This is a genomic window from Protofrankia sp. CiP1_Cm_nod3, from assembly GCF_982290655.1.
Window position 1 is genome coordinate 18,456 of record NZ_CEVIVD010000029.1, and the last position, 26,556, is coordinate 45,011.

Annotated in this window: 23 protein-coding genes, 1 tRNA gene and 1 pseudogene; 12 read left to right on the forward strand and 13 right to left on the reverse strand. The window is 68.5% G+C overall.

The features are described 5' to 3' along the window. Positions 1 to 339: 339 nt before the first annotated feature. From AC5LUJ_RS08305 to modA, 3 genes are all read right to left on the reverse strand, one after another. Complete coding sequence (locus tag AC5LUJ_RS08305) at positions 340 to 1,512, reverse strand: aminotransferase class I/II-fold pyridoxal phosphate-dependent enzyme (protein ID WP_445548704.1); 1,173 nt, start codon at positions 1,510 to 1,512, stop codon at positions 340 to 342. Between the two features lie 522 nt (positions 1,513 to 2,034). After that, complete coding sequence (locus AC5LUJ_RS08310; RefSeq protein WP_250284884.1) at positions 2,035 to 2,268, reverse strand: ferredoxin; 234 nt, start codon at positions 2,266 to 2,268, stop codon at positions 2,035 to 2,037. Between the two features lie 790 nt (positions 2,269 to 3,058). Continuing rightward, a complete protein-coding gene (modA, locus tag AC5LUJ_RS08315) occupies positions 3,059 to 3,865 on the reverse strand; it encodes a molybdate ABC transporter substrate-binding protein (RefSeq protein WP_250284886.1) in 807 nt (268 codons plus the stop codon). A gap of 999 nt (positions 3,866 to 4,864) precedes the next feature. Between modA and AC5LUJ_RS08320 the strand changes: the two genes are divergently transcribed. Beyond that, positions 4,865 to 5,110 carry a type II toxin-antitoxin system Phd/YefM family antitoxin gene (locus AC5LUJ_RS08320; protein WP_047223212.1) on the forward strand — a complete coding sequence of 82 codons (246 nt, stop codon included), beginning with the start codon at positions 4,865 to 4,867 and terminating at the stop codon, positions 5,108 to 5,110. Continuing rightward, positions 5,110 to 5,361, forward strand: a complete 252-nt coding sequence (locus tag AC5LUJ_RS08325) for a Txe/YoeB family addiction module toxin (RefSeq protein WP_047223211.1) — start codon at positions 5,110 to 5,112, stop codon at positions 5,359 to 5,361. Before AC5LUJ_RS08320 ends, AC5LUJ_RS08325 begins: the two co-directional genes overlap by 1 nt. Before the next feature lie 95 nt (positions 5,362 to 5,456). Here the strand turns inward: AC5LUJ_RS08325 and recQ are convergent, their stop codons facing one another. Further along, positions 5,457 to 7,406 carry a DNA helicase RecQ gene (recQ, locus tag AC5LUJ_RS08330; protein WP_493464739.1) on the reverse strand — a complete coding sequence of 650 codons (1,950 nt, stop codon included), beginning with the start codon at positions 7,404 to 7,406 and terminating at the stop codon, positions 5,457 to 5,459. A gap of 153 nt (positions 7,407 to 7,559) precedes the next feature. Here recQ and AC5LUJ_RS08335 point away from each other — a divergent pair. Further along, a pseudogene (locus AC5LUJ_RS08335) lies at positions 7,560 to 7,667 on the forward strand (hypothetical protein); the annotation flags it as partial. Between the two features lie 28 nt (positions 7,668 to 7,695). On the opposite strand, the gene AC5LUJ_RS08340 reads toward AC5LUJ_RS08335, so the two are convergent. From AC5LUJ_RS08340 to AC5LUJ_RS08350, 3 genes are all read right to left on the reverse strand, one after another. After that, on the reverse strand, positions 7,696 to 8,238 hold the full coding sequence (locus AC5LUJ_RS08340; RefSeq protein ID WP_493464740.1) for a PIN domain-containing protein: 543 nt from the start codon (positions 8,236 to 8,238) through the stop codon (positions 7,696 to 7,698). 3 nt (positions 8,239 to 8,241) lie between these two features. Continuing rightward, positions 8,242 to 9,330 carry a helix-turn-helix domain-containing protein gene (locus AC5LUJ_RS08345; RefSeq protein ID WP_493464741.1) on the reverse strand — a complete coding sequence of 363 codons (1,089 nt, stop codon included), beginning with the start codon at positions 9,328 to 9,330 and terminating at the stop codon, positions 8,242 to 8,244. A gap of 111 nt (positions 9,331 to 9,441) precedes the next feature. Then, positions 9,442 to 11,622 carry a WD40 repeat domain-containing serine/threonine protein kinase gene (locus AC5LUJ_RS08350; protein ID WP_250290514.1) on the reverse strand — a complete coding sequence of 727 codons (2,181 nt, stop codon included), beginning with the start codon at positions 11,620 to 11,622 and terminating at the stop codon, positions 9,442 to 9,444. A gap of 163 nt (positions 11,623 to 11,785) precedes the next feature. On the opposite strand from AC5LUJ_RS08350, the gene AC5LUJ_RS08355 reads away from it, so the two are divergent. Further along, positions 11,786 to 11,998, forward strand: a complete 213-nt coding sequence (locus AC5LUJ_RS08355; RefSeq protein ID WP_250284787.1) for a GNAT family N-acetyltransferase — start codon at positions 11,786 to 11,788, stop codon at positions 11,996 to 11,998. 11 nt (positions 11,999 to 12,009) lie between these two features. Here the strand turns inward: AC5LUJ_RS08355 and AC5LUJ_RS08360 are convergent, their stop codons facing one another. Further along, positions 12,010 to 12,480 (reverse strand): MarR family winged helix-turn-helix transcriptional regulator, encoded by a 471-nt coding sequence (locus AC5LUJ_RS08360; RefSeq protein ID WP_250284804.1) that lies wholly within the window; start codon positions 12,478 to 12,480, stop codon positions 12,010 to 12,012. A gap of 112 nt (positions 12,481 to 12,592) precedes the next feature. On the opposite strand from AC5LUJ_RS08360, the gene AC5LUJ_RS08365 reads away from it, so the two are divergent. The 3 genes from AC5LUJ_RS08365 (at position 12,593) to AC5LUJ_RS08375 (ending at position 14,676) form a co-directional block, all read left to right on the forward strand. Beyond that, on the forward strand, positions 12,593 to 13,438 hold the full coding sequence (locus AC5LUJ_RS08365; protein WP_250284785.1) for an alpha/beta fold hydrolase: 846 nt from the start codon (positions 12,593 to 12,595) through the stop codon (positions 13,436 to 13,438). A 10-nt stretch (positions 13,439 to 13,448) separates the two neighbouring features. Then, a complete protein-coding gene (locus AC5LUJ_RS08370; protein WP_250284783.1) occupies positions 13,449 to 14,255 on the forward strand; it encodes an alpha/beta fold hydrolase in 807 nt (268 codons plus the stop codon). Positions 14,256 to 14,322: 67 nt separating this feature from the next. Continuing rightward, a complete protein-coding gene (locus AC5LUJ_RS08375; protein WP_250284802.1) occupies positions 14,323 to 14,676 on the forward strand; it encodes an aldo/keto reductase in 354 nt (117 codons plus the stop codon). 125 nt (positions 14,677 to 14,801) lie between these two features. Here AC5LUJ_RS08375 and AC5LUJ_RS08380 read toward each other — a convergent pair whose 3' ends face one another. Beyond that, positions 14,802 to 16,046, reverse strand: coding sequence for a PP2C family protein-serine/threonine phosphatase (locus AC5LUJ_RS08380; protein WP_250284781.1), 1,245 nt, complete (start codon positions 16,044 to 16,046; stop codon positions 14,802 to 14,804). 659 nt (positions 16,047 to 16,705) lie between these two features. Here AC5LUJ_RS08380 and AC5LUJ_RS08385 point away from each other — a divergent pair. Further along, on the forward strand, positions 16,706 to 17,083 hold the full coding sequence (locus tag AC5LUJ_RS08385) for a helix-turn-helix domain-containing protein (protein WP_250284780.1): 378 nt from the start codon (positions 16,706 to 16,708) through the stop codon (positions 17,081 to 17,083). Then, on the forward strand, positions 17,080 to 17,928 hold the full coding sequence (locus tag AC5LUJ_RS08390) for an ImmA/IrrE family metallo-endopeptidase (protein ID WP_250284778.1): 849 nt from the start codon (positions 17,080 to 17,082) through the stop codon (positions 17,926 to 17,928). The genes AC5LUJ_RS08385 and AC5LUJ_RS08390 overlap by 4 nt, the downstream gene beginning before the upstream one ends. A 484-nt stretch (positions 17,929 to 18,412) precedes the next feature. Here the strand turns inward: AC5LUJ_RS08390 and AC5LUJ_RS08395 are convergent, their stop codons facing one another. From AC5LUJ_RS08395 to AC5LUJ_RS08405, 3 genes are read right to left on the reverse strand one after another with little or no spacing between them, the layout of a single operon-like run. Beyond that, positions 18,413 to 20,368: a hypothetical protein gene (locus AC5LUJ_RS08395; protein WP_250284776.1), complete on the reverse strand. Its 1,956-nt coding sequence runs from the start codon at positions 20,366 to 20,368 to the stop codon at positions 18,413 to 18,415. Beyond that, a complete protein-coding gene (locus AC5LUJ_RS08400) occupies positions 20,365 to 21,543 on the reverse strand; it encodes a 5'-methylthioadenosine/S-adenosylhomocysteine nucleosidase (protein WP_250284774.1) in 1,179 nt (392 codons plus the stop codon). Before AC5LUJ_RS08400 ends, AC5LUJ_RS08395 begins: the two co-directional genes overlap by 4 nt. Next, the gene (locus AC5LUJ_RS08405) at positions 21,540 to 22,289 is read right to left on the reverse strand and encodes an NUDIX hydrolase (RefSeq protein WP_250284772.1); all 750 of its coding nucleotides are present in this window, start codon (positions 22,287 to 22,289) and stop codon (positions 21,540 to 21,542) included. Before AC5LUJ_RS08405 ends, AC5LUJ_RS08400 begins: the two co-directional genes overlap by 4 nt. Positions 22,290 to 22,679: 390 nt before the next feature. Between AC5LUJ_RS08405 and AC5LUJ_RS08410 the strand changes: the two genes are divergently transcribed. Further along, positions 22,680 to 22,973 (forward strand): hypothetical protein, encoded by a 294-nt coding sequence (locus AC5LUJ_RS08410; RefSeq protein WP_250284769.1) that lies wholly within the window; start codon positions 22,680 to 22,682, stop codon positions 22,971 to 22,973. Positions 22,974 to 23,153: 180 nt separating this feature from the next. Here the strand turns inward: AC5LUJ_RS08410 and AC5LUJ_RS08415 are convergent. Continuing rightward, positions 23,154 to 23,226: transfer RNA gene (locus AC5LUJ_RS08415), tRNA-Arg, on the reverse strand. 325 nt (positions 23,227 to 23,551) lie between these two features. On the opposite strand from AC5LUJ_RS08415, the gene ssb reads away from it, so the two are divergent. Both ssb and AC5LUJ_RS08425 read left to right on the forward strand, forming a co-directional pair. Then, positions 23,552 to 24,178: a single-stranded DNA-binding protein gene (ssb, locus tag AC5LUJ_RS08420; RefSeq protein WP_250283523.1), complete on the forward strand. Its 627-nt coding sequence runs from the start codon at positions 23,552 to 23,554 to the stop codon at positions 24,176 to 24,178. Positions 24,179 to 24,490: 312 nt separating this feature from the next. Beyond that, entirely contained in the window at positions 24,491 to 26,440 is a 1,950-nt protein-coding gene (locus AC5LUJ_RS08425) for a DUF7846 domain-containing protein (RefSeq protein ID WP_250283521.1), read from the forward strand. Positions 26,441 to 26,556: the final 116 nt, after the last annotated feature.

Consider the following 26,556-nt stretch of genomic DNA (forward strand, 5'->3'; position numbering starts at 1 on the left):
CCCGGCAGGCCCGGCAGGCCCAGTAGGCCCGGCAGGTCAGTAGGCCCGGCAGGTCGGCACGACGCTCGGTAGGTGCCGTGGGCATCCGGGCGGGACAGGCGTGGCAGTGGCCCGCGGTGGCTCGCGGTGGCACAGCCCCGCTGGGCCGGTGTCCGCCGGCCGGAGGTCTGGGGCCGTGCCCGGCCATCCGCGCGCCGGGCACGGCCTGACCGGCTGCTCGCCGGTCCCCGTCGGGCTTCCCTTCATGGCTTCTTATGGCTTCTTATGGCTTCTTACGCTTCCGCCGTTTCCCCGGTGCGGTCCTGGACGACCGTCGTGGCGTTACGGTGGGTACGGGTGCTATCCGTCCTGGGCGGGCGCGGCGTCCGACAGCATGTCGGCGACCTCGGCGAGCACCTCGAGCAGGTGGCTGATCTCCTCGTCGGTGTTGGCCGCGGTGACCTGGATGCGGAACCCCACCTTCTCGCGCGGCACCATCGGGTACGGCGCCAGGGTGGTGTAGATCCCCCGGTCGAACAGATGGTCGCCGATGGCGTCGATACGGTCCGGGGCGCCGACCGGTATCTCGATGATCGGGCTGCCCGACCGGTTCGGCGAGGCCAGCCCGAGCCGCCCCATCCCGTCGAGGATCCGGGCCGTCTTGCGGTGGAGATCCGCGCGGATCGCGTCGCCCCGCCGGGCGTTGAGCGCGAACCCGGCCTGCACGGTCGCGAGCGAGGCCACCGGGGACGGCCCGGAGAAGGTGTGCGGGGAGGTGGCCGCCTTGAGGTGGTTCTTCACCTCGGTCGGGCAGGCGAGGAAGGCCAGCAGGGACGAGTAGGCCTTGGAGAAGCCCGCTACCAGGATGATCCCGTCGTAGCTCTCCCCGACATGGCGGATGAGGCTGTTGCCCCGGCTGCCGTAGGGGCTCAGTTCGTCGGGCCGGCGCTCGCCGATGACGCCGAAACCGTGCGCGTCGTCGATGTAGAGGAGCGCGTCGTTCGCGCGGGTCACCCGGGCCAGCTCCGCCACCGGCGGGATGTTGCCGGTCATGCTGTTCAGCCCGTCGACGCACACCAGCCGCGGGTGGCTGCGGCAGGCCCGCAGCATCTCCTCGAGCTCGGCGGGGTTGTTGTCGTCGAAGCGCTGCACGGTCGCGCCCCAGGCCCGGGCCATGACGCAGCCGTCGTGGATGGAGCGGTGCGCGTTGCGGTCGATGAAGATCGTTCCCTGCCCGGCGAGGGCTGGGATGACCGACAGATGGATGTGCGTGATCGTGGGGAGTGCCAGGCTGTCCTCGGCGCCGAGCAGGTCGGTGAGCTCCTGCTCGATCTCGACGAACAGCCGTGGGGTCGCGATCATCCGTGACCAGCTCGGATGCGTGCCCCACCTGGCCAGGTACTCCGGCACCGCCGCGATGATCTCTGGCTCGAGGTCGAAGCCGAGATAGTTGCAGGACGCGAAGTCGGTCAGCCAGTGGTCGCCGACCCGCATCTGGCGACCGTCCACCTCGTCGACAATCGCCTCCATCATTGGATGCGTTTTCCGTAACCGTGCCATCTCCGACATTGGACCGAGCGGCCGGGCCGGTAACCAACGGTGGGCTTCCGGGCGCTCAGAAGAAGCGTGGAGCGAGGGTAAATCCTGCGCGGTCTTTGACAACTTCCCTCCTCAGCAGGCGAGGGTTTCCACGCTAACCGTATTTTCGATGATCGCAGCGTTACGGGGCTTGTAACCGGCCATTGTGTCGGCTGTATGTCAGTCGCTTGTCGGACGACTACCCGCTGATAGATATTGATCTACCCTTGGTGATGGCCGGCAAAAAATGTTCCCGTAATGTCACCCGACGAGACCAGATGAATCCTTCTGGATTCTCGTCGCCGGCATGTCACGGCCCGTCGGCCGGCGGCTCGCCGGCGCTTCGCCCGCCGGCCGTTCCGCCAGTGCCCCGTCCGGCGGGCCGGATCCTGCCCGGCCCGCCGGGCCCGCCGAGCCGGTGGGGCGGCCCGGCGAAACCCCTGGTAGGAGCGGTTGTGAGCGTGCTGTCCCGGCCCGTCAGGCCGCCACGCGCCCGATCGCCTCGGCCGGGCAGAACTCGAGAGCCTGCAGCAGCATCTCCTCCTCGTCCTCGTTCACCGGCTGCCGGCAGATGTAGTGGACCTCGCGCTCCTCGTCGTGCTTGAAGAAGTCCGGTGCGACTCCCCGACAGTTCTCACAGTCGGTGCACTCGGAATCGACAAAGAAAGGCCCCTCGACGTTCATGGGAAGTCGGCGCTTCTCGCTCGCCACGTCACACCTCACATTCGTTGTGGCGCCGTGCATTCGTTGTGGCGCGTTCGCGGTGGCTGCTCAGCAGATTCTAGCTGCGACGGGCACCGGCTGTCGGCCGCTGCCGGTCGCCGGGCGGTGCCGGTGAAAAAGCGCGCCCGGGCACTGTGGCCGGAGAATCCCGGGCCGGAGTACCCGGGATTCGGGAGCCATTCGCGGCGGGCCCGTGAAACATTGGCCCGGCCCGTTTCCGGGCGGCGGGAAATACGTGACATTGCTGGTACGTACAGCTGTCGTCCGGATGAAGCCGCAGCTCCCAGGGCTGATCGGGCAGCCGCTGCCGCTGCCGGGGAGCCCGTGGAGCTCCGGTGCCCATCGGCTGTGGGCCCGGTGGTGCCGCGGTCACGGGTTTTCCGGGCCGGGCGGGAGCAGTTACCCGCCGTCCGCCGTCCGCCGTCGGGAACGACCGGGTCATCCCGCTTTTACCAGCTGGAAACACGATATGTGCGCGAATCGACGGGCTGCCCGCCGGGCCGCACCATACCTGACGTGTCGAATGCCTGGCGAAGAACGGACGGATGTCTCGGTGAAAAAGGACATATGCCGGGCGGTGCCGGCCTGGAATCCTCATGGCCGTGCTCCGGGCGCGGCCACCACCGCCCCGGCCGAGCGGCGCACCGGGGCGCGTCGGGCAGGCGGCGTAGCTGCCCCCGATGACGTCTTCGGGGGTGCCTCCGGCTCACGGGAACCGGAGACACCCCCGAACGGGGCTCGCGCAGGGAGGCGGATGCCGGCTGCGGGGAGGGAGCCCTTATGAGGAGGGAGAGGCGAAACCGGCCTTGGCAAGTACCTCCTGGCCGGTCGACGACAGGACGAACTCGGTGAACGCCTGCCCGCCGCTGGCGTTCGGAGCCTTGGTCAGGGCCGCGATCGGGTAGGTGGTGGAGGCGTTCTGCTCCTTGGGGATCTCGATGCTCTTCACCTTCGCCGCGGCGGCCTGGGCGTCGGTGACGTACACCACGCCGGCGTCGACCTCGCCGAGTTCGACGGTGGTCAGCACGCCCTTCACGTCGGCGCCGTAGGTCTTCGGCGTGACCGTGACACCCGCGTTCGAGAAGACCTTCGCCGCGACCGCGCCGCACGGGACCTGGGCCTGGCAGAGCGCGACCTTCACACCAGGCTTCGCCAGGTCGGCCACGGTGGCGATGTGCGCGGGGTTGTCCGGCGGAGTGACGATCGCCATCTTGTTCTGCGCGAACGTCTTCGGGCCGGTGGCGTTGCCGGCGTCGACGACCGTGGTCATGTTCGTCGGGCTGGCCGAGGCGAAGACGTCCGCCGGCGCCCCCTGGTTGATCTGAGTGGCCAGGGCCGAGCTCGCGGCGAAGTTGAACTTCACGGTCACACCGGGATGCGCCGCCTCGAACTGCTTGCCGAGCTCGGTGAACGACTCGGTCAACGACGCGGCGGCGAACACCGTCACTGTCCCGGTTACAGACGGTGTCGCCGTCGCCGCGCCGGACGGAGTCGTCGGACCGGTGTTGTCCGTGTCCGAGCCACAGCCCACCAGGAGCGCGCACAGCAGTGCGCACAGCGCCCAGAGTTTCGAACGTGTCCTCACGCGTCCCCCTCACTGTCGTCGAGATATCCGCCGGAGTCACGATGCCGGCCGGACAATGGTTCAGCGACGTTGCTGAGAAAATTCCGTCACCACGTCGGCGGATTTCGCCGAAATCGCGGTGACCGAGCCGGAGCCGGAATCTGAGCCGGAACCGGGGTCAGGGCCGGAACCGGGGCCGGCCGTGGGCGCACGGCACGCCGAGGACGCGATCCGGTGCGGACCGGTCCGGATCCCCATCTGAGCTGGCACGCCGTCGTGCCTGGCACAGATTATGATGTTGGTCGTTAGTTGCGGGTAGACCTGCCTGTTACCGCCGCGTCCGCGGTCATGCTCACGGAAACCCGTGGACCGATGCCGTGCGCTCCCCGCCCGCCCGGAGCGCGACGGTGAGCCGCCGACGTCCCGCCGAGGGTCTGCGTCCTGAAGCGGGGCAGCCCGCCGGCGCCTGTCCGCTGCCGGCCGGCGCCGTCAGCGCCACCGGTCGGCCGGCTTCATCCGAGATCCGCAGATTCACCACCCAGACACCTTATCGAGCGCATCCACGGTTTGTCTCCCCCTCTCTCCCCTGATCCGCGATGTGGACGTGCTCCCGGCGGATGCGGAGACGCGAGGAATGCATGATCATGTATTTTGGATGTCACGGCCGGGTCTTCCCGTTACAGGAAAAGACGGTCGAGGATGCGGTTGATAATCGTTAGGACACAGCTGGGACACCCAGTGGAAATCCGCGGCCACGTGGCCCGGACCGGACCGGACCGGAGATTCGACAATCGGATCCCATGGCGGAAAGCCATCCGACATCCCGGTCACCCCGGGTTTCATACCGGTGCTCACCGGGTGTGCGGACGGCTCCCCGAGTCCCAGGTGGTAGCGCTACGTACGCGCCAGCGGTCGTTGGCATCCATTGGGACGATCGTCAGCGCGGCTGGCATGGTCGGCGGGGCGGGGCTGGATGTCGACTAGAGTGGTACAATATCTTGTACTACTTTGGAGGGTGCTATGGCTGTCACCGCCAGTGAGGCCCGCAAGCGTCTGTTCCCGCTGATCGAGCAGGTCAATGCCGACCAGGAGCCGGTCGAGATCTTGTCCAAGCACGGCTCGGCCTACCTGGTCTCCGAAGCCCAGTTCCGCTCCATGCAGGAGACCGCCTATCTACAGCGGTCGCCCGCCAACGCGGCGCACCTCGCGGCCAGTATCGCCGAGGCCGACGCCGGTGCGGCCGAGGAACACGATCTACTGACCTGATGAGGATCGTGTTCACCGCACGGGCGTGGGCCGACTATGCGTCGTGGGCAGACGATCGCAAGATGCTCCGCCGGATCAACCGTCTGATCGAGGAGTCGGCCCGGGACCCGGCCGTCGGGATCGGTAAGCCGGAACCACTGGCCCAGAACCTGTCGGGATACTGGTCGCGGCGCATCACCGAGGAGCACCGGCTGGTGTACCAGGTGCGCGGCGACGATCTGGTCATCGTTCAGGTGCGCTACCACTACTGAATGTGCCGACCGTGATCCCTGGCCACCATGGCACGAGTGGCAACAGCGGTCATACCGACGGCCGTCCCGGGTGGGACCGGGCGAACAGGGGCTGTTCACTCGGCGAGGGTGTCGAGGATCTGTTGTCCGTACCTGGCGAGCTTGTGCTCGCCGACGCCGCTGATGGTGGACAGTTCGGCCAACGTGGCCGGCGGGCGTGACGCGATCTCACGCAGGGTGGCGTCATGGAAGATCACATATGCCGGGACGCCCTGTTCCTTCGCGACGGCCGCGCGCCAGGCGCGGAGCCGCTCGAACACCGGCATCGCCTCTTCCGACAGTTCGGCCACGGCAACGCGGCGGGACCTCGTGCCTTTGGACGCGGCCGTGCCCGCGGATGTGGCCGTGCCCGCGGACGCGGCCGTGCCCGTGGATGTGGATGCGGCCCTGGCGGCGGGCTCCGGCTCGCGTCGCATCAGGACCGTGCGCTGCCCGCGCAGCACGTCGGCGCTCGTGTCGGTGAGCACAAGGGTGCCGTGCTCACCCTCGACCGCCAGCAGCCCCTGCACCAGCAGCTGCCGCACCACACCGCGCCACTCGGGCTCGCCGAGCTCGGTGCCGACGCCGAAGACCTTCAGGGTGTCGTGATCGCGCTGGATCACCTTGGCGGTCTTCCTGCCGAGCAGGATGTCGACGAGGTGGCCCGCGCCGAACTTCTGGCGGCGCTCCCGCTGCAGCCGGAGCACAGCCGACAGCAGCTTCTGGGCGGCGATCGTGCCGTCCCACGTCCGCGGGGGTGTCAGGCAGGTGTCGCAGTTGCCGCACGGGGCGGTGCGCTGCTGCCCGAAGTAGGCGAGCAGCCCGGTGCGGCGGCACTCGACCGTCTCGCACAGCGCGAGCATGGCGTCGAGGTGGGCGCTCAGCCGCCGACGGTGCGTGAGATCGCCCGCGGACGCGTCGATGAGCTTGCGCAGCTGCACGACGTCCTGCAGGCCGTAGGCCAGCCACGCGGTCGAGGGCAGCCCGTCACGTCCGGCACGCCCGGTCTCCTGGTAGTACCCCTCGACGGACTTGGGCAGGTCGAGATGGGCGACGAAGCGTACGTCCGGTTTGTCGATGCCCATGCCGAAGGCGATGGTCGCGACCATGACGATGCCGTCCTCCCGCAGGAAGCGCGCCTGGTGCTCGGCTCTGGTGCGCGCGTCGAGCCCGGCGTGGTACGGCAGCGCCGCGATGCCGTTCGCCACCAGGAATTCGGCGATCTTCTCGACGGAGGAGCGTGACAGGCAGTAGACGATGCCCGCGTCCCCGGTGTGCTCGGCGCGCAGCAGCGCCAGCAGCTGCGCCTTCGGCTCCTTCTTCGACACGATGCGGTACTGGATGTTCGGGCGGTCGAAGTCGGCCACGAAGTGGCGGGCGCCCTCCAGGCCGAGCCGGGAGGTGATCTCGGTGTGGGTCGCCGGGGTCGCGGTGGCGGTCAGCGCCACTGTCGGCACGTCCGGCCAGCGTTCGCGTAACTCGGACAGCAGAAGGTAGTCGGGCCGGAAGTCGTGACCCCACTGCGCGACGCAGTGCGCCTCGTCGATCGCGAACAGTGCGATCGTGCCCTGGTCGAGCAGCGTGACCGTCGCGTCGACGCGCAGCCGCTCCGGCGCCAGGTAGAGCAGGTCGAGCTCACCGGCGAGGAAGGCGGACTCCACCTCGCGGCGCTCGTCGAACTCCTGGGTGGAGTTGAGGAACCCCGCCCGTACGCCGAGCGCCCGCAACGCGTCGACCTGGTCCTGCATCAGCGCGATCAGCGGTGACACCACGACGCCGGTGCCCGGCCGTACCAGGGCGGGGATCTGGTAGCACAGCGACTTGCCGCCACCGGTCGGCATCAGTACGAGCGCGTCGCCACCGCCGACGACATGATCGATGATCTCCTGCTGGCCGTCCCGGAACGACTCGTACCCGAAGACACGGCGCAGCACCCGCGCGGCGTCGCTCGCGCCGTCAGTCAGCCGGACATCGCTGTCGGCCAGCGGCGGGGCGTCGGCCGGGCTGTCGACCAGAGGGGAGGTCACCCGGCCACTCTATGGGCGTCCGGCCACCAGCCGCGTCCGCCGGTCCGTACCTGTGGACAACCGGCACCTCCGCGGATAGCCCCCTGTGGACACTGGTCGCGGGCGTCACCACAACGGATAAACCGGTGAAACCCATGGAATCGCCTCGGCCCCGACCTGGAAGTGCTCGACCCTCCGGAGCTACGGGAAACAATGGCCCAAGCCGCAAAGGCGCTCGCCGCCCTGTACAGCCCGCCAACACACGGAACAGCCGGAACGTAAGTCGTGGTCCTCGGCTTTGTGGTCGGTGTCAGGATGCCAGCCATTTGTCGAAAGAGGGCCTGTCCGTGACGCCGGACGAGCTGCCTCGTCGTCGGGCGCGCAGCGTCTGGAGGTAGCCCCAGAGGGTGTCGGCGTCGATCCAGTCCGCCTTCGCGGCGATCTTCAGTAAATGCCAGGTCCTGACGACGTGGATGTTGTTGCGGGTGGCGAGCCGGGCGGCGTCGTTGTCGTCGGTCACGAAGAAGCCGTGAACCTGGCGGTGGATCATGATGGCGAGTGTCTCGGCCTCACCAAGGTGGCGGTGGGGGCGATCGCGGGGGCTTGCGAGCTCGTCGCGCAGGAGTTGGGTGTTCTGGAGTTCGGCCGGATCGGGGAACCAGGGCGGCCCGAAGATGTTCGTGGCCTCGGCCAGCGTGGCGAGACCGGGTTGTCGGGCTGAGGCGTCGCATTCCGCCGCGACAGTGGCGCACCAGCGGCCGTTGCCGTTCGCCAGCCGCTCCAGCAGGTCCATGCGGTTGAGGATCGCGAAGTTGATCAGAACTGTGTTGTCGGGGAACAGGAGAACGGCCACGGTCTACAGGCCCAGCGCCCTGGCGAGGTCGCCAACGTCTGTTTCGGGTACTGACGGTACGTCGACATCGAGCGTGTCCGGGTCGATGCCGAGCATCCAGGCAAGCGTGTTCTTGCCGAGTGCGCCGGACTCGATTCCGGCGAGGTGCGCCTCCTGGAGGGTGAGGGGGAACCGGCGCTGGGCGGCGGCATCCATGCGCAGGGTGATCTCATCGATGCCCGATTCGGCCACCCAGTAACGGCGCAACAGGCGCTGGGTCGGTTGTTCGGCCCACTCGCCCACCACCGGGGGCAGCTGGCCGTTCAGCGCGTTCAGCCGGCGAGCCAAGGCATCGGTGGATACGCCCCACCGCCAGACGAGATCGGCCAGCCCGGCGGCATCGAGACGGTTCCAGTCGATCGCGGCCAGTGAGCCGCGGGGGAGCAGAAGGTCGGCGGCGAAAGCGTTCGCGGCCGCCTCGCACTGGTCCCACTCCGTCCGGGAGAGATCCTGGTCGTGGTGGCCCTGAGTGAGGTGCCCCAGCTCGTGGGCCATTGACCAGTTCTCCCGGAACCAGTTGCCCGCCGCCGGAAGCGCGATCACCCGATGCCCGCCAAGGGTGAACGAGTACGCGGTGGACAGGTCCGCGACCCGGACGACGTCGATGCCGAGACGGCTTTCCAGCCGTTCCGCGAACGGTCGCACGAAATCCGCGCCCAGTGCGGCTCTGATCCCCTCGGGAGTGCCTGGGAGCGCCGGTACGTGCTGCCGCCGCAGGCTGGCCTGCCGGTAGGCCAACGCGATGTCGCGCAGCACCCGGTCGTCGGCGTCGCGTCCGGGCACGTCCCGGTGGCCGGTTTCATGGTCGTAACGGTGCCGGGCCGCGACAACGAGCCGGTTCGGGTCGGGCTGCCCGGTGATCAGCCAGTGGATGTCCGCGTCCAGGAGGTCGGCCAGACGCGCCAGTTCGATCGAGGAGAAAGCCCGCTTGCCGTTCACAGCGCGTGAGAACGCGTCAGGCGTCATCCCGATCTCCTCGGCGATGTCCCGCTGCGGGGTGGTGTGGCGGACCCGCCGGATGTGCTCCAACACCCGGTCCCCGATGCCGTCCATACGGCCAGATTACCTGATCGATTGGGAAAATCCCAACGCCCGTTGTCGTTGGCGGGCCTCAGGTGCCGCCAGGGCGTGACCGCGGGCTCCCAGGGATGTTCGCGGGGCTGGTCAGCCCATGTCCCACAGCCGTATCGCCTCGTCGCTGGAGCTGGCGAGGGTGCGTCCGTCCGCGGTGAAGGCCACCGACCGCACCCCGTTGGTGTGGCCGGTCAGGGGGGTGCCCAGGGGGTGGGGTGCGGTCCGGTCGGAGACGTCCCACAGCCGCACGGTCCGGTCGCCGCCGGCGCTGGCGAGGGTGCGCCCGTCCGGGGTGAACGCCACCGACCACACCCAGCCGGTGTGGCCGGTCAGGGGGGCGCCCAGGGGGTGGGGTGCGCTCCGGTCGGAGACGTCCCACAGCCGTATGGTGTGATCGTCGCTGGCGCTGGCGAGGGTCCGCCCGTCCCGGGTGAAGGCCACCGACACCACCCAACTGGTGTGGCCGGTCAGGGGGGTGCCCAGGATGTGGGGTGTGCTCCGGTTGGAGACGTCCCACAGGCGTATGGTCCGGTCGCCACTGGCGCTGGCGAGGGTGCGCCCGTCCGGAGCGAACGTCACCGAGCCCACCCAGTCGGTGTGGCCGGTCAGGGGGACGCCAAGCGGGTGGGGTGCGGTCCGGTCGGAGACGTCCCACAGCCGTACCGTGCGGTCCTCGCCGGCGCTGGCGAGGGTGCGCCCGTCCGGAGCGAACGCGACCGAGACGACCGTGTTGGTGTGGCCGGTCAGGGGGACGCCCAGGGGGTGGGGTGCGGTCCGGTCGGAGACGTCCCACAGCCGTACCGTGTGATCGTGGCTGGCGCTGGCGAGAGTCTGCCCGTCCGGGCTGAAGGCCACCGACCGCACCCTGTCGGTGTGGCCGGTCAGGGGGGCGCCCAGGGGGCGAGGGGCGGTCCGGTCGGAGACGTCCCACAGGCGTATGGTCCCATCGCCGTTGGCGCTGGCAAGGGTGTGTCCGTCCGGGGCGGAGGCTATCGACTCCACCCAGCTCGTGTGGCTGGTCAGGGGGGAGCCCAGCGGCTGGGGGACGGGGGAGGCCCTGACGCTGAAGGCAGGGGAGTCCTCGCCACGGGAGGCTGTGACGGCGATGGCGATGGCGATGGCGAGCAGCACCGCCGTTGCCGCGGCGGACACGACAAGCGCGGTGGTGCGTGGCCGGCGCGGTCGGCGCCGGGACGAAGAGACCGGGTCAGCATGCTCGGACGGGGCGGACCTGTCCGAGGCCGATGTGGGTGGCCAGGAACGGCCCGCGTCACGGACAATCGTCGGATAGAGATCGCGGTCGGTGGATACCGGGACGGGTACGCCCGGCCTGCCCGGTGGCGCATCCCTCCGCGTCCCGGGCGGTGTCGGTGCCCGCGGGGCGGTAGAGGGCTGGTCGCCGGCGGTGCGGATGTCGTCGTCGAGGCGGAGTCCGATGCCGGTACGGGTGATCCAGCCCGGGCCGAAGGCGCCGGCGGCGGCGTGGGCCAGGTCGAGAGCGAAGGCGCGTGTGGAGGGTGGGCGGTCGGCCGGGTTCTTGGCCAGGGCGTGGAGGACCACGTCGGCGATGAGTGTGGGTACTCCGGAGGGCCGGGCGGGGATGGTGTGCAGGTGGTGCTGCCAGAGCACGGGCAGTGGTAGCTGCGGGTCGAACGGCGGCGCCCCCGAGAACAGTTCGTAGAGGAGCACCCCGAGCGCGTAGAGGTCGGTGGCCGGGCTCAGCCGGCCTTCGGCGATCTGCTCGGGAGCCATGCACTTCGGCGTTCCGATGATCTTGCTGGCGGTGGTGTCGGGCCCTTCGACGATTTTCGCGATGCCGAAGTCGACGACTTTGAGCAGGCCGGTGGCGTCGAACAGGATGTTGTCGGCTTTGATGTCACGGTGCAGGACACTGCGGCCGTGGGCGTAAGCCAGGGCCGCGGCCACGGCCAGGCCGACGGCGCAGGCGTCCTCGGGTGGCATACCGGCCCGGCGGCGGGTCAGGCTCCCCCCGTCGAGAAGCTCCATGACGATCAGATGCAGGCCGTCGGTCGCGGCGTAGTCATAGACCTGCACCACATGCGGATGGCTCAGCGCGGCGAGCAGCCGCGCCTCGGGGGCGAACCCCGCTTCTGCCCCGTCGCGTCCCGCCGCCAGAATCTTGATGGCCACGGGACGGTCCAGCCCGCGGTGCCGGCCGGCCAGCACCAGCCCGAACGCGCCCTGGCCGAGGGGCCCGCCCAGGTCGTAGCCGGGCAGCGCCGCGGCCACCCGGGCCCTGTCGACAATCATGACGTGGGAGCCGCCCCACGCTGGCGGTAACGTCGACCGTGCACCATCCGCCCCCCGATACTCCGCGTACAAGGCGTGATCCTAGCGGTATCCGACACGGCCGGGTGGCCCGTTCTGCCCCATCCGGGTCGGGCCCGCTCTGTCCTTCGGACGCTACCTGTATATGGATGATCTCTCGACGCTTGGCGAGGCCCGCCGCCAGGGATATGGCCGGCGTCTCCTCGAGTGGCTGTTTGCGGAGGCCCGGCGTCTCGGATGCGGCCAGGTACGGCCGGGCTCCGGCATCGGGCCGGCGCGGACGGACGCCCACCGGCTCTACCTGGACGCGGGTATGGCCATCGCCGCGCACCACTTCACCCACATTCTCACCAGGTAGCCCGGGGCGGTTCAGGCTGGTGAATCGTCTGTGAGTGGAGTCGTGGCTGTGTCGCTGTGGGTTTCGGCGAGGACCTTGGAGACGCGGCTCAGCATCTCGATGAGCTGAGCCTGCTCCGTGGGGGTAAACGTGTCCGCGATGTGTTGCTCGATCGCGCTGGCGACGGCGTCGGCCTGTTCGAGAAGTTGTTGGCCGTCGGGCGTAAGGGTGAGTTCGGTGGCGTTGCGATGCCAGGGGTGCGGCTGGCGGGTGATGAGCTTCTTGGTTTCCAGGTTGGTGAGCACGGTCGCCATCGTCTGGGGCGTGACCAGGCAGGCGCGGGCGAGCGCGGCGGCGGAGATCCCAGGCTGGTCGGCGATGAACATAAGTGCTGAGTACTGGGGGACGGTGAGTCCGTAGGGGCGCAGGGCCGCGGTCTTGGTGGCGATCAGCTCCTGCTCGGTCCGCTTGATGTGCAGGCCGATCCGCTGTTCGGGTGGCATCGACACAGCCAGAGCATACAGTCCCGATCGACAGTGTCTTGGCCATCATCAGAGTTCTGTGTAAGCTCAGGGGACATAACTTGATCTGTGTTCTGGCCTAAGGAGAGCTGCCTTGCCGTCTGTTGGGAGTCGCGGTGCGCTGGACTTCGTCGCGGTTGGCGACGGTCCGGGGGTCGTGCTGGTCCACGGGACCGGCGCCGATGCGACATCGAACTGGGAGCCGCTGATAGATGCCGTGGGCGGCCGTCGCCGGGTTGTGGCGCCGAACCTTCCCGGTGCTGGCGACACGCCGGCGAGCGCTGCGCCGCTCGACGTCGAGGTGCTCGTCGAGCAGCTCTTGGTGGCGGTGGACGCGGGCGGGGTGCAAGGCCAGTTCGACCTGGTCGGGCATTCGCTGGGGGCGGTGCTCGCGGCCGCGGTGGCCGCGGCGGCGCCTGAGCGGGTGCGGTCGCTGTTCTTGCACGCGGGTTGGGTGAGGTCGGGGCCGCGGGAGCGGTTGATGTTCGAGCTGTGGGCGCGTCTGCTGGAAGCTGATACGGCGTTGCTGGCCCGGTCGCTGGTGCTCTCGGCGATGAGCCCCGGGCTGCTGGCCGAGATCGGACAGCGGGAGCTGGGCGAGCTGGTCGCGGGTTTCGAGGGGCTGGTCGATCAGCGGATCGCCGGGCAGATCGAGCTTGACGGCCGGATCGACATCTCCGGCCTGCTCGCGGCGGTCAGGGCGCCGACGTTGGTGCTGGCCAGCGCTGATGACCAGATCGTCCCCTCTCGTCATCAGCGGGCGTTGGCTGGGGCGATCGTCGGTGCCAGCTACCAGGAGGTTCCGGGCGGACACGGGCTGCCGTTCGAGGATCCGGAGCGGTTCGTGTCGATCATCGTCGGCTTCCTCGACGCGCAGCAGGCGACGTGCCAGGCCGACGACCGCCGCTCCAGCGCTCCACGCAAGAGCGCGGCACGGTGAGCGTCCGACGATGGCGACGGTAAAGCTGAGCGACGGCGTTGAGCTGTTCTACGAGGACCGCGGCAACGGCCGGCCGATCGTGTTCCTGCACGGCTGGGGCACGAGCGGCCGTGTGTGGGAGGGACAGGTCGCGACGCTGCACGAGCAGGCTCGCTGCGTGACGCCTGACTGGCGTGGCTGCGGCCGCTCGGACCACCCGGCGCACGGGAACACGGTCGAGACGGTGGCCGGCGACATCCTCCAACTGGTCGATCTGCTCGATCTCCGGGACGTTGTCCTCGTCGGCTCATCCCTGGGTGGGAACATCGCGTTGGAGGCGGCGCTGGGATCCGATGGGCGGATCGCCGCGCTGGCGCTTCTGGACGCGCCGCAGCACTTCTTCGCCGACGGCGTCGACAAGGAGCGGTTCTCGGCCTGGCACGCCTCGATGCGCACCCGCCGCCACGATCTCTTCTACGAGATGGTTGACACCTGGTTCGGCCCGAAGGCCGGCCAGGGTGTCCGCCGCTGGACGTCCGAGCAGCTGTTGCGCTCGGGCTGGTTCATCGACGACCTGCTCGCCGACGCCGCCACGCACGATCGCCGCGACCAGCTCGGCGAGCTGCCTGTTCCCGTCCTGCTCCTGCACGGCCGCCTCGACCGTGAGGTTCCCGTTACGGTCCCGCAGGCCGCGGAGGCGCTACTGCCGAACGCGCGGCTGGTCGTGCTCGAGGACTGCGGGCACATGCCCCACCTCGAGGATCCAGCACGGGTATCCGCAGAACTCGCGCGGTTCCTCGAAGAACTCAGCGCCAAGCCGGAGGCGGCGGGTCGATGAGGACGTCGGTGCCGACACGTGCGCTGGGCGGTCACGGGCTGGTCGCCTCCGCGCAGGGGCTCGGGTGATGGGCATGAGCTTCGCCTACGGCGCCGCCCCCGGCGACTTCCGCCGCAGCCTCCCACGCTTCCAGCAAGACGCCCTCGAGCACAACCTGGGACTCCTGCGTGCCGTCCGCGAAATCGCCACAACCCACGACGCCACCCCCGCGCAGGTAGCGCTCGTATGGCTCCACGCCCAAGGCCCCGACGTGATCCCGATCCCCGGCACACGACGGCGCGAGCGGCTCGAGGAGAACCTTGCCGCACTCGACCTCACCCTCACCGTCCAGGAGATCCGAGAGCTGAGCCAGCTCCAGCCCGAAGGACTGCGCTACCCCGGCATGACGTGGGTCCAACGCGAGACCCCAAGCCCGACATGACCCAGACCACGTCCGCGGTGCACGAGGTCGTATGGGTAGCGGAAACGGATCTGCGGACGGCAGCGGACACACGCGAACGAGCGGAAACCGAGACGACCGGGCGTCCCCTGCCTGCCTCTTCCTGGTTACACATCTGCGCTGGCGAGATGGTCGGCGGTGCCCCCACGCCACTCGACCAGGAAGAGAGTCGCGTCGTCGGTCGTGACCCCGCGCCGTTCTCGCATCAACGCATGGGACAGACCCCGCACCATCTCCCGCACACTTCTGCCCCGGATACTCTCAACAGAGCTGATCAGGCGTTCCTCGCCGAACTGCTCTCCGCCGGTTTCATGCTCCTCGATGAGGCCATCGGTGAAGAACAGTACGCGGTCGCCGCGCCAGAGCGTCTGCTCACTGATCTGCGGTATGTCACCACCGAAGCCGACCGGCAGGGTTCCCGGACTCTCCAGTGCCCGGATGACCTGATGATCGCGGATGAGCAGTGCTGCCGGGTGGCCTGCGTTGACCCACTGCAGGTGGCCTGTTCCGATATCCAGACGCATCATCTGCGCTGTGACGAAGTGGTCGGGCCCGAACTGCTTGTCGATGGCCGCGTCCATGAACATGTAAAGCTCGGCAAGCCCGATATCGGCGCGTCTGGCGTGCCGGTAGGCGCCGATCGCGACCGTCGCCAGCACGGCGGCGTCCAGGCTGTGACCCATCGAGTCGATGACGGCCACGTGCAGGATGTCGTCGTTGAGGGCGTAGTCGAAGCTGTCGCCTGCGATGTTGTAGGCGGGTTCGAGGATGCCGGCTACCGCGACCTGCGGGGTAATCATGGTCAGCGGGGGCAGCAGTGACCATTGGATTTCCGCGGCCACGCTCATCGGTTCGCGGCGCCGGGCCTGGAAGAACTGGTCGGTGTAACTGCTCTTGGTGACCAGTATGTCGGCGACGAGGCCGGCGAGTCGCCGCAGCAACCGCCGGTCGTCATCGTCGACGGTGTCGAGGGTGAGGGCCAGCACCCCCACCTGGTCGCTACCGTCCAGCAGCGGCAGGAACATTCGTATGCCGTCAGCTTGCGGCTGTTCGACGGCCATCGCGCGGAGGAATGCCGTACCGGCCGGGGAGGCGTCGATCGGCTCGGGCTCCCCGACCGTGAGGCTCCGGCCCGGCAGCGGCGTCAGCATCAGCTGCTCATAGTCCTGCAGAAGGATCGAGATGTCCCGGCCACCGATCCTGTTCACCTCCTCCGCGACCAGTGGGGCGATCAGCTGCGGCGGCATCTCGTGAGCACGGTCCAGCAGCACACCCAGCAGCCGCTCGCCGAACCCCTCCGATAGATCCACCATGGCCTTGCGGTAGTCCTGTTCGCCTGCCACCACGGCCACCCCCTCCCTCCCCCTCGCTCTGGCCCCTCATAGCTGTGCGAGCCTCCCTGGGCCGCGTCAGCCGGTCACGTCGACACCCTGCTTCACCCCTGATCGAGGGGGAGGAGGACAGCGAAAGCCCTGGTTCGTGGCGGTGGAGACGAGGGGACTCGTACCCCTAACCTGTCGGCGCAGCTACGAACATGACGAAGGATCTACGCGGAACGAGCCGCCCGATCCCACGTACCCGCCGCGGACGGCCCGGCCGTGTCCATCGAACCCCTTCACGCGAAGATTCGCCGGGCCGGCCACAGCGGCAACACGAATGCCACAAGAACCAGGTAGCCCCGGGGGCGTGTGTGCGGACGCCGGAGCGGTTCAGCCTGCACGTGGCCCAGGGTGGGCGTGCCAGGTGCCGGGGCGGTGGAGTGACTCGCCGTGCGGTTCCCGCCGTGTGGTCGTCCGTGCCACGCCTGAGCCCGGCCGGCGATCTCGCGGCCGGCCCGAAGGTTCGGCGTCCGCGGTCCGCGGTGGTGCTTTGGTCGCGTGATCAGGGCCGTTGAAGGTCCACCAGCCCCGGCGATGCATCTTCGATGCCCGCCGGGGCGGAGAAGCCGAAGCGGATTCGGTGACCTGCAAAGCGTGCGGTTGAACGGGCCGGAACCAGCCGTGAATCGGGTATGCTTGATCTGATTCAAGGGGGTGGTGGTATGGACTCAATCGGTGTGGGTGAACGGATCAGGCACGCCATGAGTGCTGCCCAGCTGACCCAACGGGCCTTGGCTCAGGTCACGGGTATCTCGCAGCCGACGCTGTCCCGGATCGTCGCTGGTGATCGGGTAGCCAAGATGACGGAGATCATCGCGATCGCGGGCGCAACCGGTCATTCCGTGGCGGAGCTTACTGGTGTCGGATCGGTGGCCGACCGTGCCCAGTACGCGGCCCGCGCCACGAACGATGCCGAGATGGCCGCGATGCGCCGGGAGCTGTTGCACTACCTGGATCTGGACGCCTATCTGGATGACCAGGGCATCCCGCCGCTTCCGGTGGTGGCATGAACGCCGAGTCGGACGGGAGGGACGCGGCAGCGCAGTTCCGCCGCGACCATCGCCTGGGGACACAGGCCCTGGGCGATCTTGTGTCACTCGTCGAGCAGACCACCGGGATCGACGTGGCCGTACTCGACGCAGGCCCGGACGAGCACGGGCTCACAGTGCGCGATCCAGTCCGGAACTCGGTGTTCATTGGCGTGGCGCGGACCGACCGGCCCATGCGACAGCGCAGCTCCCTCGCCCACGAACTGGCGCATGTCCTGTTCGAGGACTGGTCGGAGGCACCGGAAGAAACGTGGAGCGAGCGTCGACCGGCGGAGGTACGGGCGGATGCCTTCGCCCGGCACCTGCTCATACCGGCGGAGGGGCTGCGCGGGTTCCTTGGCGACCGCGGTCCTGAGGGTATGGACCTCGCGCTGCTTTCGCAGGTGACGCAACGGTTCCTGGTATCCCCGCCGATCGCCGCGATCGCCCTGGAGCAGGCTGGATACATCACGGAAGCCGTGAAAGTGGAGTGGCGAGCTGTCGCCACGCCGTGGCTGGCGGCCCGGTTCGGCTGGATCGACCAGTACCGTGCCCTGCAGGCCGGGTCCGATCAGCGGCGGGCTCCGCAGCGGCTCCTCGCCCGTGCGATCAACGGCTATCTGGAACACGTTGTCTCCGCGCAGGCTCTGGCCACGCTCCGCGGCATCGAGATCGCGACTGTGGAGACGGAGCTACGCGAGGCAGGCATCGAAGCAGGGGAGCCGCCCCGGGCGTGGACTGACGGCGCCGACCTGCCGGACGTCGACATCGATCTGAGCGGTCTCGACGATGCGGCTGGCGAGTCTTCCCCGGCCCCCACACGGTGACCGTACGGCCGGTCATCGACGCCGGGCCCGCTCTCAGCTTCCTCGCCGTCAACAAGGAAAGGCTGCTCATCAGTGTTCTCGGCGGGGCCGGTGTCGACGACGATCACGCGCTGCGGCGATCCTCGTCGCCCCACGCCTCGCGCATGATTCCCTTGACGTGCTCGCCCAGATCCGGCTCGCCATCGAAGACGGCCGTCGTACGGAACTGACGACGGGGGCGCTCGCCGCGTTCCACCGCCGCCCACTGCCGCAGCAGCCCACGGCTTCGGATAGCCGGTCCTCCGGCAGCGCGTCAAGCAGCTGGTGTGCTTCGTCGCGCATGCTCATGCAGTCAGTGCAGGAGCCCTGCCGGCCTTCGGCCCGGCCACAGACGTAGTTTCCATGCCGGAAAGCCCGACGTCTCGTTACGACCCGGCGGCCCCAGGCATCCACAGACCCCGGCAGCGCCCATCCATCACAGTCGTTTCTCGTCGGCGAGGTTATGTCACCAACCGGACGCCGTCCGCCGGAACCATTTCCTGCCCTCGGCGGCGATTCCTTCGAGGACGTGAATGGTGTGCTGCAGTCCGCCGGCGTCCTGGGTGAGGCTGGCCACCAGCCCAACCGTCTCGCCCGTCGTGATCTCCTCCGGTGAGGTGTCTGCCATCTGCATCCGGAGCACCTGGCCGTTCACCAGGACGATTTCGAGTTTCTGCACATTTTCGGCGTCACGGTCGACGCGAATCAAGGCGACCGAGTCGAAGTGGTAGTTCAGCCGTCCATTTTCGGTGAAACGTCCCGTGGTGAAATCTAGGGTCGACACGAAATTTCGAACCCCGCCGGCGGTGAGGAGAAAGACCGAGATCTGGTATTTGTTGTAACGCCACGGGCCTCGGTGGACTCGCCCTCGTTTACTTGATGCGGCCTGTGTCTCGACGAAGGCGTGGGCGATGACGCTGCTCGCTTTCAGTCGGTAATGGTGCAGCGCCCGGTCGAGGAGTATTCTGCGGTCGCAGTCGAGCCACCGTGCCATCTCCTGATCGTCCGGCCGGTCTGCTAGGTAGGCCTTCCACCGCTCGAATCCTGCCTGTCGTGCCGCCTTGACCTTTTCGTGCTGATCCTGTTCGGCGGCGAATCGCCGCTTCTCGCATTCTTTCTCCAGTCGGGCGATAACATGGATGTAGCTCGCCACAGTGACGACGAATGTTGTTTCCAGGGCCAAGAGTACCTCGATTCCGGCCGTAGCCACCAGTGCCCACAGACCTCCGCCCGCGAGTACGGTGACCCCGACCAGCCCGTACGCACCGAGTTCTGGCACGGCACGCTGCGCTCTGCTCCAAGAGAGGTGGGTCCCGTCCCTCCGCATCTTCTGAATCTGCCATGCTTCGTGCCGCAGCAGCCAGGCGACCCGATTGGCGCCGATCCAACGCTCCCAGTAGATGCCGATGATCTCGTTGGCGATGCTGCGCCGCGCCCTGGCCGTCCACTGCAGCCACTCGGCGGGGGTGACACCACTCGGTGGGTATCTGGCCACGTAGTACTCGAGATCGCGATTGATGCTTTTCGCGAATGTTCCGGAGGACTGCAGTGCATCGGCTTCGTCTTCGATGTACTCGATCTTCCAGGACACCCCGTGCCGGACGGCGATAATGCCGATGGCGAGAATCAGCATGCACCCAAGCATCGTCCACGTCCGTCCGGCTGTCGTCAGGCGCACGGCGACGTTTATGGCCCAGGCGGCGAGAACCACCACCGAAACCGTGGCGCGCAGCCGAGTCTCCCTGGAGATGTCGACGGGGCGTGGAGGGCGCGTCCGTGGTTCGGCTGGGTTCGGGTGAAAAAACTTCTTGACCCGGTCAAGACGTGCGTTGGCCATCTGCTCGTCGTTGGCTTGGGCGATGGCGCGGTTCCACACTTCATCCTCGAGTGGACCATCGAGGAACTGTTCCATGTGGCGGAGGATCATGCCCTTCTGCTGGTCGGGCAGAGTATCGAGCTCCTTGAGTGCCACCGTGATGTCGGTGTTCCTGCCTTTGGCTGCGTCCATCAGCAGGAGCACCACACGCAGGCCCTGTGCCCAGGGGTCATCGCCCTGCTCGGGTTGGTCTTCCTGTAAGTCGCGTAGCTGCCTGGACTCGTCGGCTGACAGTTCGTCCCTCGACCGTCCGCTGACCAGTGCCAGCAGCCAGTGGAAGCGCACTCGGTCAGACTTCGCGGAGCTGACCACGAACTCGCGCATGAGCTGGCGTGCCTGGTCGGCCATGCGCCCGTCCAGGTGGCGGACACCGGCCTCGAACTTCTCCGCCGGACTCGCATTGGGGGCGACCGTGTACTGGTGGACGCCGCCGTGGACGACGCCGGCCTGGACTCCGACCTGAGAGGAACCGTCGGCGATGTTGGAGGACGAAACCGGGCTGGGCTGGGCGCCTGACCCGGAGGAGAAACCCCAGTCGTCGGTCACGACAATCCCTGCGCTATGGTGATGGCCACACCGATTTTCGTGGCGAGGTCGGCCACGTCACCGATCAGCCCACGGACCTTCTTGAGGGCGACCAGCAGCGCTCGGCGGGTCGCTGGTGAATCCGTCTGGAGTGCCTCGTCAGCTGCGGCGAGCTCGGCTTCGGCGACCGCGTAGGTGTCCTCGTCCACGGTTCCGGCGCTGCGTGCGTTCTGCAGGTCGTTGCGGAAGCCGACAAGCGCCGCCGACAGGTCCGCCGGGACTTGCTCACCGGTCGCGCCGATGGTCACGCCCCCGTGCAGGGCTCCGGCCTGCACACCAACTCGGGCGTTCCCCGACGCGGTGTTGCGGATGTTCTGGTTCGGTACCTGCATGGTGGATCTCCTCCCGATCCTCGTTTCCGCGGTATCGGTCTTTCCGATGTCCACGGCCAGTTCCTCGGCGAGTGCCACGGCGAACGAGGCCGCGTTCGCCACGGCTCGCTGCTGCCACAGGTGGCGGTCGGTCGACTCCTTGGTGCCGTCGGCGTGGTCGCTGACGCCACGGATCACGATCACGGGCAGGGAGCTGTTCAGCAGCCCGGCCTGGCTGGCTCCCGCGCCTTCCATCTCGATGGCGAGTGCGTCGTTGTAGTGGTCGTGAAGCCAACGGGCCAGGGCCGACACGGTGGAGTTCAACACCACCTCGCCCGCCGCGATCGGCCCGAAGTGCACCTGTGGGAGGGAGTCCGCTTTGACTGGCGGCCGGGCCCAGCTTCTCGTCCGAGACAGGTGGCGTGCGATCTGTTCGGCGCGGTGCGAGAGCGGCCACGTGCGGGGTCGCCCCCAGAGCCCTTCGTCCTCGCTGGTGGCGCCGTGGAAGGCGTAGACGTGAGTGCCCACGACGACGTCACCGAGTGCGATATGGCGATGAAGGCCGCCGGCGACGCCGACGAAGAGCAAAGCCGCCGGTGCAAACTCGGCGATGGCGCGTTCGGCGAGCACCGCTGCCGACTGATTGCCTACACCGACGTGTGCCAGCGCCACCCGGCATTGGCCGCCGGCCAATCGGCCGACCTCGAAACGGGTTCCCTGCGGATGGCGGTGCAGCCGCGCGTCTACCAGATGTTCATGAACTGCCTGGTACTCCAGGTCGAGAGCCGTCAGGACGACGATCGGCCGGGTGTTCGCCACGCTCATCCCTCCTCTTCCGGGTGCGTGTCGGCGGCATCTGCCGCAGGGGCGACGGGCCGGGTGATCGGTGGTGAGAGGACGGAGCTGAGGCCTGCTCGGAACAGGCGGGCGGGCCGCCCGACAGTGATCCGTTGCTCCCTGCCCACCGGAACGATGAACCCGCTGGCTTTCTGGACCTTTCGGTAGAAATTCCTGGGGTCGAGTGGCGTCCCCCAGACCGCCTCGTACACCTCCTGGAGATCACCGATGGTGAAGGCGGGACCGCAGAAGGCGGTGGCAAGTGCTGAGTTCTCGAGCTTGACCCGGGCGCGTTCGACGCCGTCCGTGATGATTCGACGATGGTCGAAAGCGAGAACCAACTCGCCTGAGAGGACTCGGTTCGTCGGCTGCCAGCTCGCATCCGCGGCGTCCGATCCTGCGACCGGTTCCGGCAACCGCGGCGTGACGGCAAGGTAGGCCACCGAGACAACCCGCCCCCGCGGGTCACGGCCGGGCTCGCCGTAGACGCCGAGCTGTTCCAGATACAGGCTCCCGGCCTCGATGCCGGCCTCCTCGGCGAGCTCCCGCCGCGCCGCCGTCCCGAGGTCCTCCTCGACGTGGGCCAGGAAGCCACCCGGGAGCGCGAACGCACCTTGGTACGGCTCGATCGCACGTTCGATCAATAGCACCTGCAGGCTCGTTCCCCGCAGTGTGAGGATCACGAGGTCGACGGCGAGCGGAACTTCTGGAGGCTCCCACGGATCATGAATCACGCTGCAAGACTAAATTTTTGTGTCGACGACAGGAATAACTGTCGGCAAGTGGACAGTCAGGGATGGCCCACCGGGTCGATGCGGTCCGGGCGTCTCGAACGACGGAGGTGCCTAGGGGCGCCGGGGCGCCATGGGTGACACGGCGTACGGGCCCCGCGGTGTGGTCGCCCGTGCCACTCCCGAGCCCGGCTGGCGATCTCGCGGCTGGCCCGAGCGTTCGGCGTCCGCGGTCCACGGCCGGCGCGTTCGAGGTGGGGCTCGGCCGTCCCGGCAACGCCTGGGAGTACTACCGCGAACTCGCCGACCAGGGCCCGACATACCTTCCCGACCAGGACATCTCCGGCTGGATCCGGTTCAACCTGACCCGTCTATCACTAGTAGGCCCAGACCGTGGGCCTGCTCGACCGCTCCGGGCGGGTCTGGCGCGCGCTCTCAGAATTCGCCGAGACCTCCGGTCTGGACGAGCGGGTGGTCACGGCCTTGCACGATGTGGCCATGGCCGGGCGCGTCCGCCGCTCACGCTACGAGCATGCTGAGAGCCTGAGCCTGCAGCAGACGCAGCGCAACCTGCGTGATCTCACCACCGCACAGGTCCTGGAACCGGTCGGCCGAACCCGCGCCCGCTACTACACGGCCGGCCCCGCTTCCCACCGCCGGTGCTCGACGTCGCACGCACGCCCATGACCTCGAGGAACCCGTACACCAGCTGACAAGCAACCCGCCGGCCCGCCGAGGCCCGATCGGTGGTCACGGCCGCGTCAGCGCTTGAAGCTTCCTCGGCTGTCGCCGTCTTCGCCGTCGAAGGCGCGTCCAGAGCTGCTGGCGCGGCGGGGAAGATCTGTCCGCGCAATACGCGGATATCGGTGCGCCCGGCAGGGATCGAACCTGCGACCTGGTGCTTAGAAGGCACTCGCTCTATCCGCTGAGCTACGGGCGCGCACCACCATTGTGCTGTCTCCTGTCGCGATCACGTAGTGCGGTTACTGGTGATAGCGGAATGAGACCAAATGGGCACTTTGCGTGTTTGGTCCGATGCTCCTTCGGTGGTCAAAGCTCTCACCCTGCCATGGCGAGGGTGGATCGCGCATCCGTGCGGCTTCGCGCCTGTGGATGGATGCGGTTTGTCCACAGGTAGCGGATCGCGGGTGCCAAGCCGGCCGCGGAGCTGGAGAGTGTGAGACGGGACGTAAGGGGCTAATCAGGTCACAGCCACCGTCCGCCACACGGAACCAGGCCGGCTACCCCATGATCCGGGAGGAACCATGATTGAGGCATCGGTCACGCTGCTTGGCAACCTCGTCGACGACCCCGAGCTGCGCTGCACGCAGAACGGGAACTTCGTCTGCTCCCTCCGCCTGGCCAGCACGGCGCGCCGGTTCGACCGCACGCAGAATCGCTGGGTGGACGGCCACAGCGTCTTCATCACCGTCACCTGCTGGCGGCACATGGCGGAGAACGTCAGCGCGTCGTTGCGCAAGGGGGACAGGACGCTCGTGGTCGGGCGGCTGCGGCAGAGGTCCTTCGAGACGCACGAGGGAAACCGCCGGGTCGTCTACGAGGTCGATGCCGACGCCGTGGCGGTCGATCTTGCGAGGCAGACCGCGGAGGTCCGGCGGGTGGTACGCGCGAGCGGGGAGAACGGGGGCGGCCAGGCCGCGGGTGAGGCGGCATCGGCACGGGAGCCTGTTGGCACGCGTGACGGGGCGGATGAGCCCGCTGGCGGGGATGAGGCCCGCTTCGATACCGGCACGGGGTACCGTGATGGAAATCGCACGGACACGGCCGAAGAGGGGCCGTTCGGCGAGTCGTTGCCCAACGTCACTGCGCCAGCGGCAGAGTTCGCCGATATATCACCATCGGTGACGGTTCTCGATCCGGCCGCGGCATGATGTGGCTGCTTCGGCGGATCCGAATTGTTCGTTGTGTCGGCTCCCTGCCCGTGTGGACGCGGACCCGTACCCGGCCGGTGCGGAAGCTGTCGGTAGCGTCAGTCCGTGACCAGTACGCGGGGGGCCGAGACGCCGATGCCGATCCGAGCGCCACAAGGGCAGACGGATCTGTCCCGGACGGACGGCGACGCGCCGGGTGCGCAACCCACGGACCCGTCTACAGACCAGCACGCGAAGCTCTCCGGTCGATATCCGCCCGACCACGGGTTGCCTGGTCAGCCGGATCGCGGGCCGGGGCGACGGGCTCCGCTCGTGGCTGCGCGGTCGCGGTTGGCCGCGGTATCCAGGCCCGGCTGGACGGTTGCGGCGGCGGCCCTGCTCAGCGCCGTCGCCGCGATGCTGATCAACCGGCATCTGTTCCCCTACCTGTCGATCAACAACGACGAGGCGCTCTACCTGCTGCAGGCCCGGACGTTGGCGGGAGGCGACCTGTTCCCGTCGGCGCCACCGTCGGCCGACTCCTACGCACCGTGGCTGGCGGTGGTTACCGACGGTCACTACGTGCTGAAATACACCCCTGTGGTCGCCGGATGGCTGGCCATGAGCCTGGTGATCACGGGTGGGACGGCCACGGCGCTCGCTCTTGTCGCGGCTGCCGCGGTCGGGATGACCTACCTTGTCGGGGTCGAGGTGCTCGACGACCGGCGGGCCGCCGCCGTCGCCGCCTGGTTGCTGGCTCTGTCACCGTTGGTGCTCCTCCAGAGCGCGATGCTGCTGCCGTACCTGCCGGTGCTCGTCCTGTCCGAATGCGTGGTGTTCGGGCTGCTCCGTGGCCTGCGTACCCACCGTCGGGTGCCGCTCGCCGGGGCCGGGCTGGCACTGGGGCTCGCGGCGGCGATACGCCCGTACGACGTTGTGCTGGTCCTCGGCCCGTTTGCGCTGTGGGCGGTGTGGCGGGGCGCGCGGGGACGGCGGTGGTGGATGCTGCGCTGGGTGGGCGCGGGGCTGGCCACTCCGGCCGCGCTGCTGCTCAGCTACAACGCGGCGGCGACGGGCAGCCCCTTCCAGCTTCCGTTCGCGCTCCTGGAGCCCGAGGACAAGCTGGGCTTCGGGGTCCGCCGGCTGTTCCCCACCGACACCGCCCACCACTTCGGGCTGGTCGAAGGGCTCACCGCGATCGGTGATCATCTGTGGCTGCTCGGCGCCTGGGCATGCGGCGGCGCCGTTCTCGCGGTCCTGTCGGTCGCGACGGTCGTCCGCCGGCGGGCGTCCGCACCGGCGCTCACCATCGGTGTCGGCAGCCTGCTCCTGATCATTGGGTATGTGGCGTTCTGGGGCGCCTGGAACGCCGCCGAACTGTGGGGCGGCACCCGCTACATCGGCCCATTCTACCTGATGCCAGTGCTGGTCACGCTCGTCCTGTTCGGAGCCCGCGGGCTGGTGGACATGGCGTCGGCGTGGCCGCGTACCAGCGGTCTCGTCGCCGGCGCGGGTCTTGTCCTCAGCGGGTTCATCCTGGTCGTCGCGCTGCGGGACAACATGGACTTCACCCAGCGTGATCGTGATCTGTTGAACATGATCAATGCTCGGCCTGGTCACACACTGGTCATCGTTTCGGCCGACCCGGCCTTTCTCATGCACCCGACGTCGGTGGTGGCCAACTCGCCGGCGCTGGATGGCCAGGTGCTGTACGCGGTGTCGCGGGGGCAGGCCGACTTGGACGTCGTCGCCGACCATCCGGACCGGTCGCCATACCTGCTCAGGCTGGCCCTCGGTTACAACCGGACGCTGTCATCGCCGTCGGCGGCGTGGCTGGAGCGCCTGCGGGTGGTCGACGGCGCGAGCGTCGCCGTCGGCGTCAGCGCGTCGGTACCGGCCGGCAGCCGAGCGGCCCGTATCGAGGTGACCGCGGACGGCAGACGCAGCTCCTTCCCGATGAGCCCGGACCGGCCACTGGCCAGCCAGCTCACCATCAGCCCCGGCGGGGTGGACACGACCGGCCTCGGGCCCCGTGCAAAAGTCGGTGATGTTCCGGCCGCGAAGGATCGTGCCGCGAAGGATCGTGCCGTGGAGGATCGTTCGGTGACGCTGAAGGTGTTCTACACCCCGTCGGGAGACGGTCGTGAACGCCTCCTCGACCAGGTGGACCTGCCCGTCCGGGTCGATTCCAGGCGGGGCACGGTCAGCGTCCTGGTGTCGGAGAGCCAGGCCGGCGCGGTGGGATCGGGAGTGACGCCGACGATCCGGCTCAGAGCGAGCTGACAGGCGAACCAAGGGCTGCTGACAGGCGAACCGGGCCGCAAGCCGGCCCGTCTACGAGATGCGGGGTACCGGCGGACCGGGGCTGTGATGGGCCGGACAGCGGCGGGCTGGGCAGG

What these genes read in the sequence shown, in the direction of transcription:
- AC5LUJ_RS08305 (WP_445548704.1), bottom strand. Translation starts at nt 1,512, where the DNA reads ATGATGGAGGCGATTGTCGACGAGGTGGACGGTCGCCAGATGCGGGTC.
- AC5LUJ_RS08320 (WP_047223212.1), top strand. Translation starts at nt 4,865, where the DNA reads ATGGCTGTCACCGCCAGTGAGGCCCGCAAGCGTCTGTTCCCGCTGATC.
- AC5LUJ_RS08325 (WP_047223211.1), top strand. Translation starts at nt 5,110, where the DNA reads ATGAGGATCGTGTTCACCGCACGGGCGTGGGCCGACTATGCGTCGTGG.
- AC5LUJ_RS08345 (WP_493464741.1), bottom strand. Translation starts at nt 9,330, where the DNA reads ATGGACGGCATCGGGGACCGGGTGTTGGAGCACATCCGGCGGGTCCGC.
- AC5LUJ_RS08350 (WP_250290514.1), bottom strand. Translation starts at nt 11,622, where the DNA reads ATGATTGTCGACAGGGCCCGGGTGGCCGCGGCGCTGCCCGGCTACGAC.
- AC5LUJ_RS08355 (WP_250284787.1), top strand. Translation starts at nt 11,786, where the DNA reads ATGGATGATCTCTCGACGCTTGGCGAGGCCCGCCGCCAGGGATATGGC.
- AC5LUJ_RS08360 (WP_250284804.1), bottom strand. Translation starts at nt 12,480, where the DNA reads ATGCCACCCGAACAGCGGATCGGCCTGCACATCAAGCGGACCGAGCAG.
- AC5LUJ_RS08370 (WP_250284783.1), top strand. Translation starts at nt 13,449, where the DNA reads ATGGCGACGGTAAAGCTGAGCGACGGCGTTGAGCTGTTCTACGAGGAC.
- AC5LUJ_RS08375 (WP_250284802.1), top strand. Translation starts at nt 14,323, where the DNA reads ATGGGCATGAGCTTCGCCTACGGCGCCGCCCCCGGCGACTTCCGCCGC.
- AC5LUJ_RS08385 (WP_250284780.1), top strand. Translation starts at nt 16,706, where the DNA reads ATGCTTGATCTGATTCAAGGGGGTGGTGGTATGGACTCAATCGGTGTG.
- AC5LUJ_RS08390 (WP_250284778.1), top strand. Translation starts at nt 17,080, where the DNA reads ATGAACGCCGAGTCGGACGGGAGGGACGCGGCAGCGCAGTTCCGCCGC.
- AC5LUJ_RS08400 (WP_250284774.1), bottom strand. Translation starts at nt 21,543, where the DNA reads ATGAGCGTGGCGAACACCCGGCCGATCGTCGTCCTGACGGCTCTCGAC.
- ssb (WP_250283523.1), top strand. Translation starts at nt 23,552, where the DNA reads ATGATTGAGGCATCGGTCACGCTGCTTGGCAACCTCGTCGACGACCCC.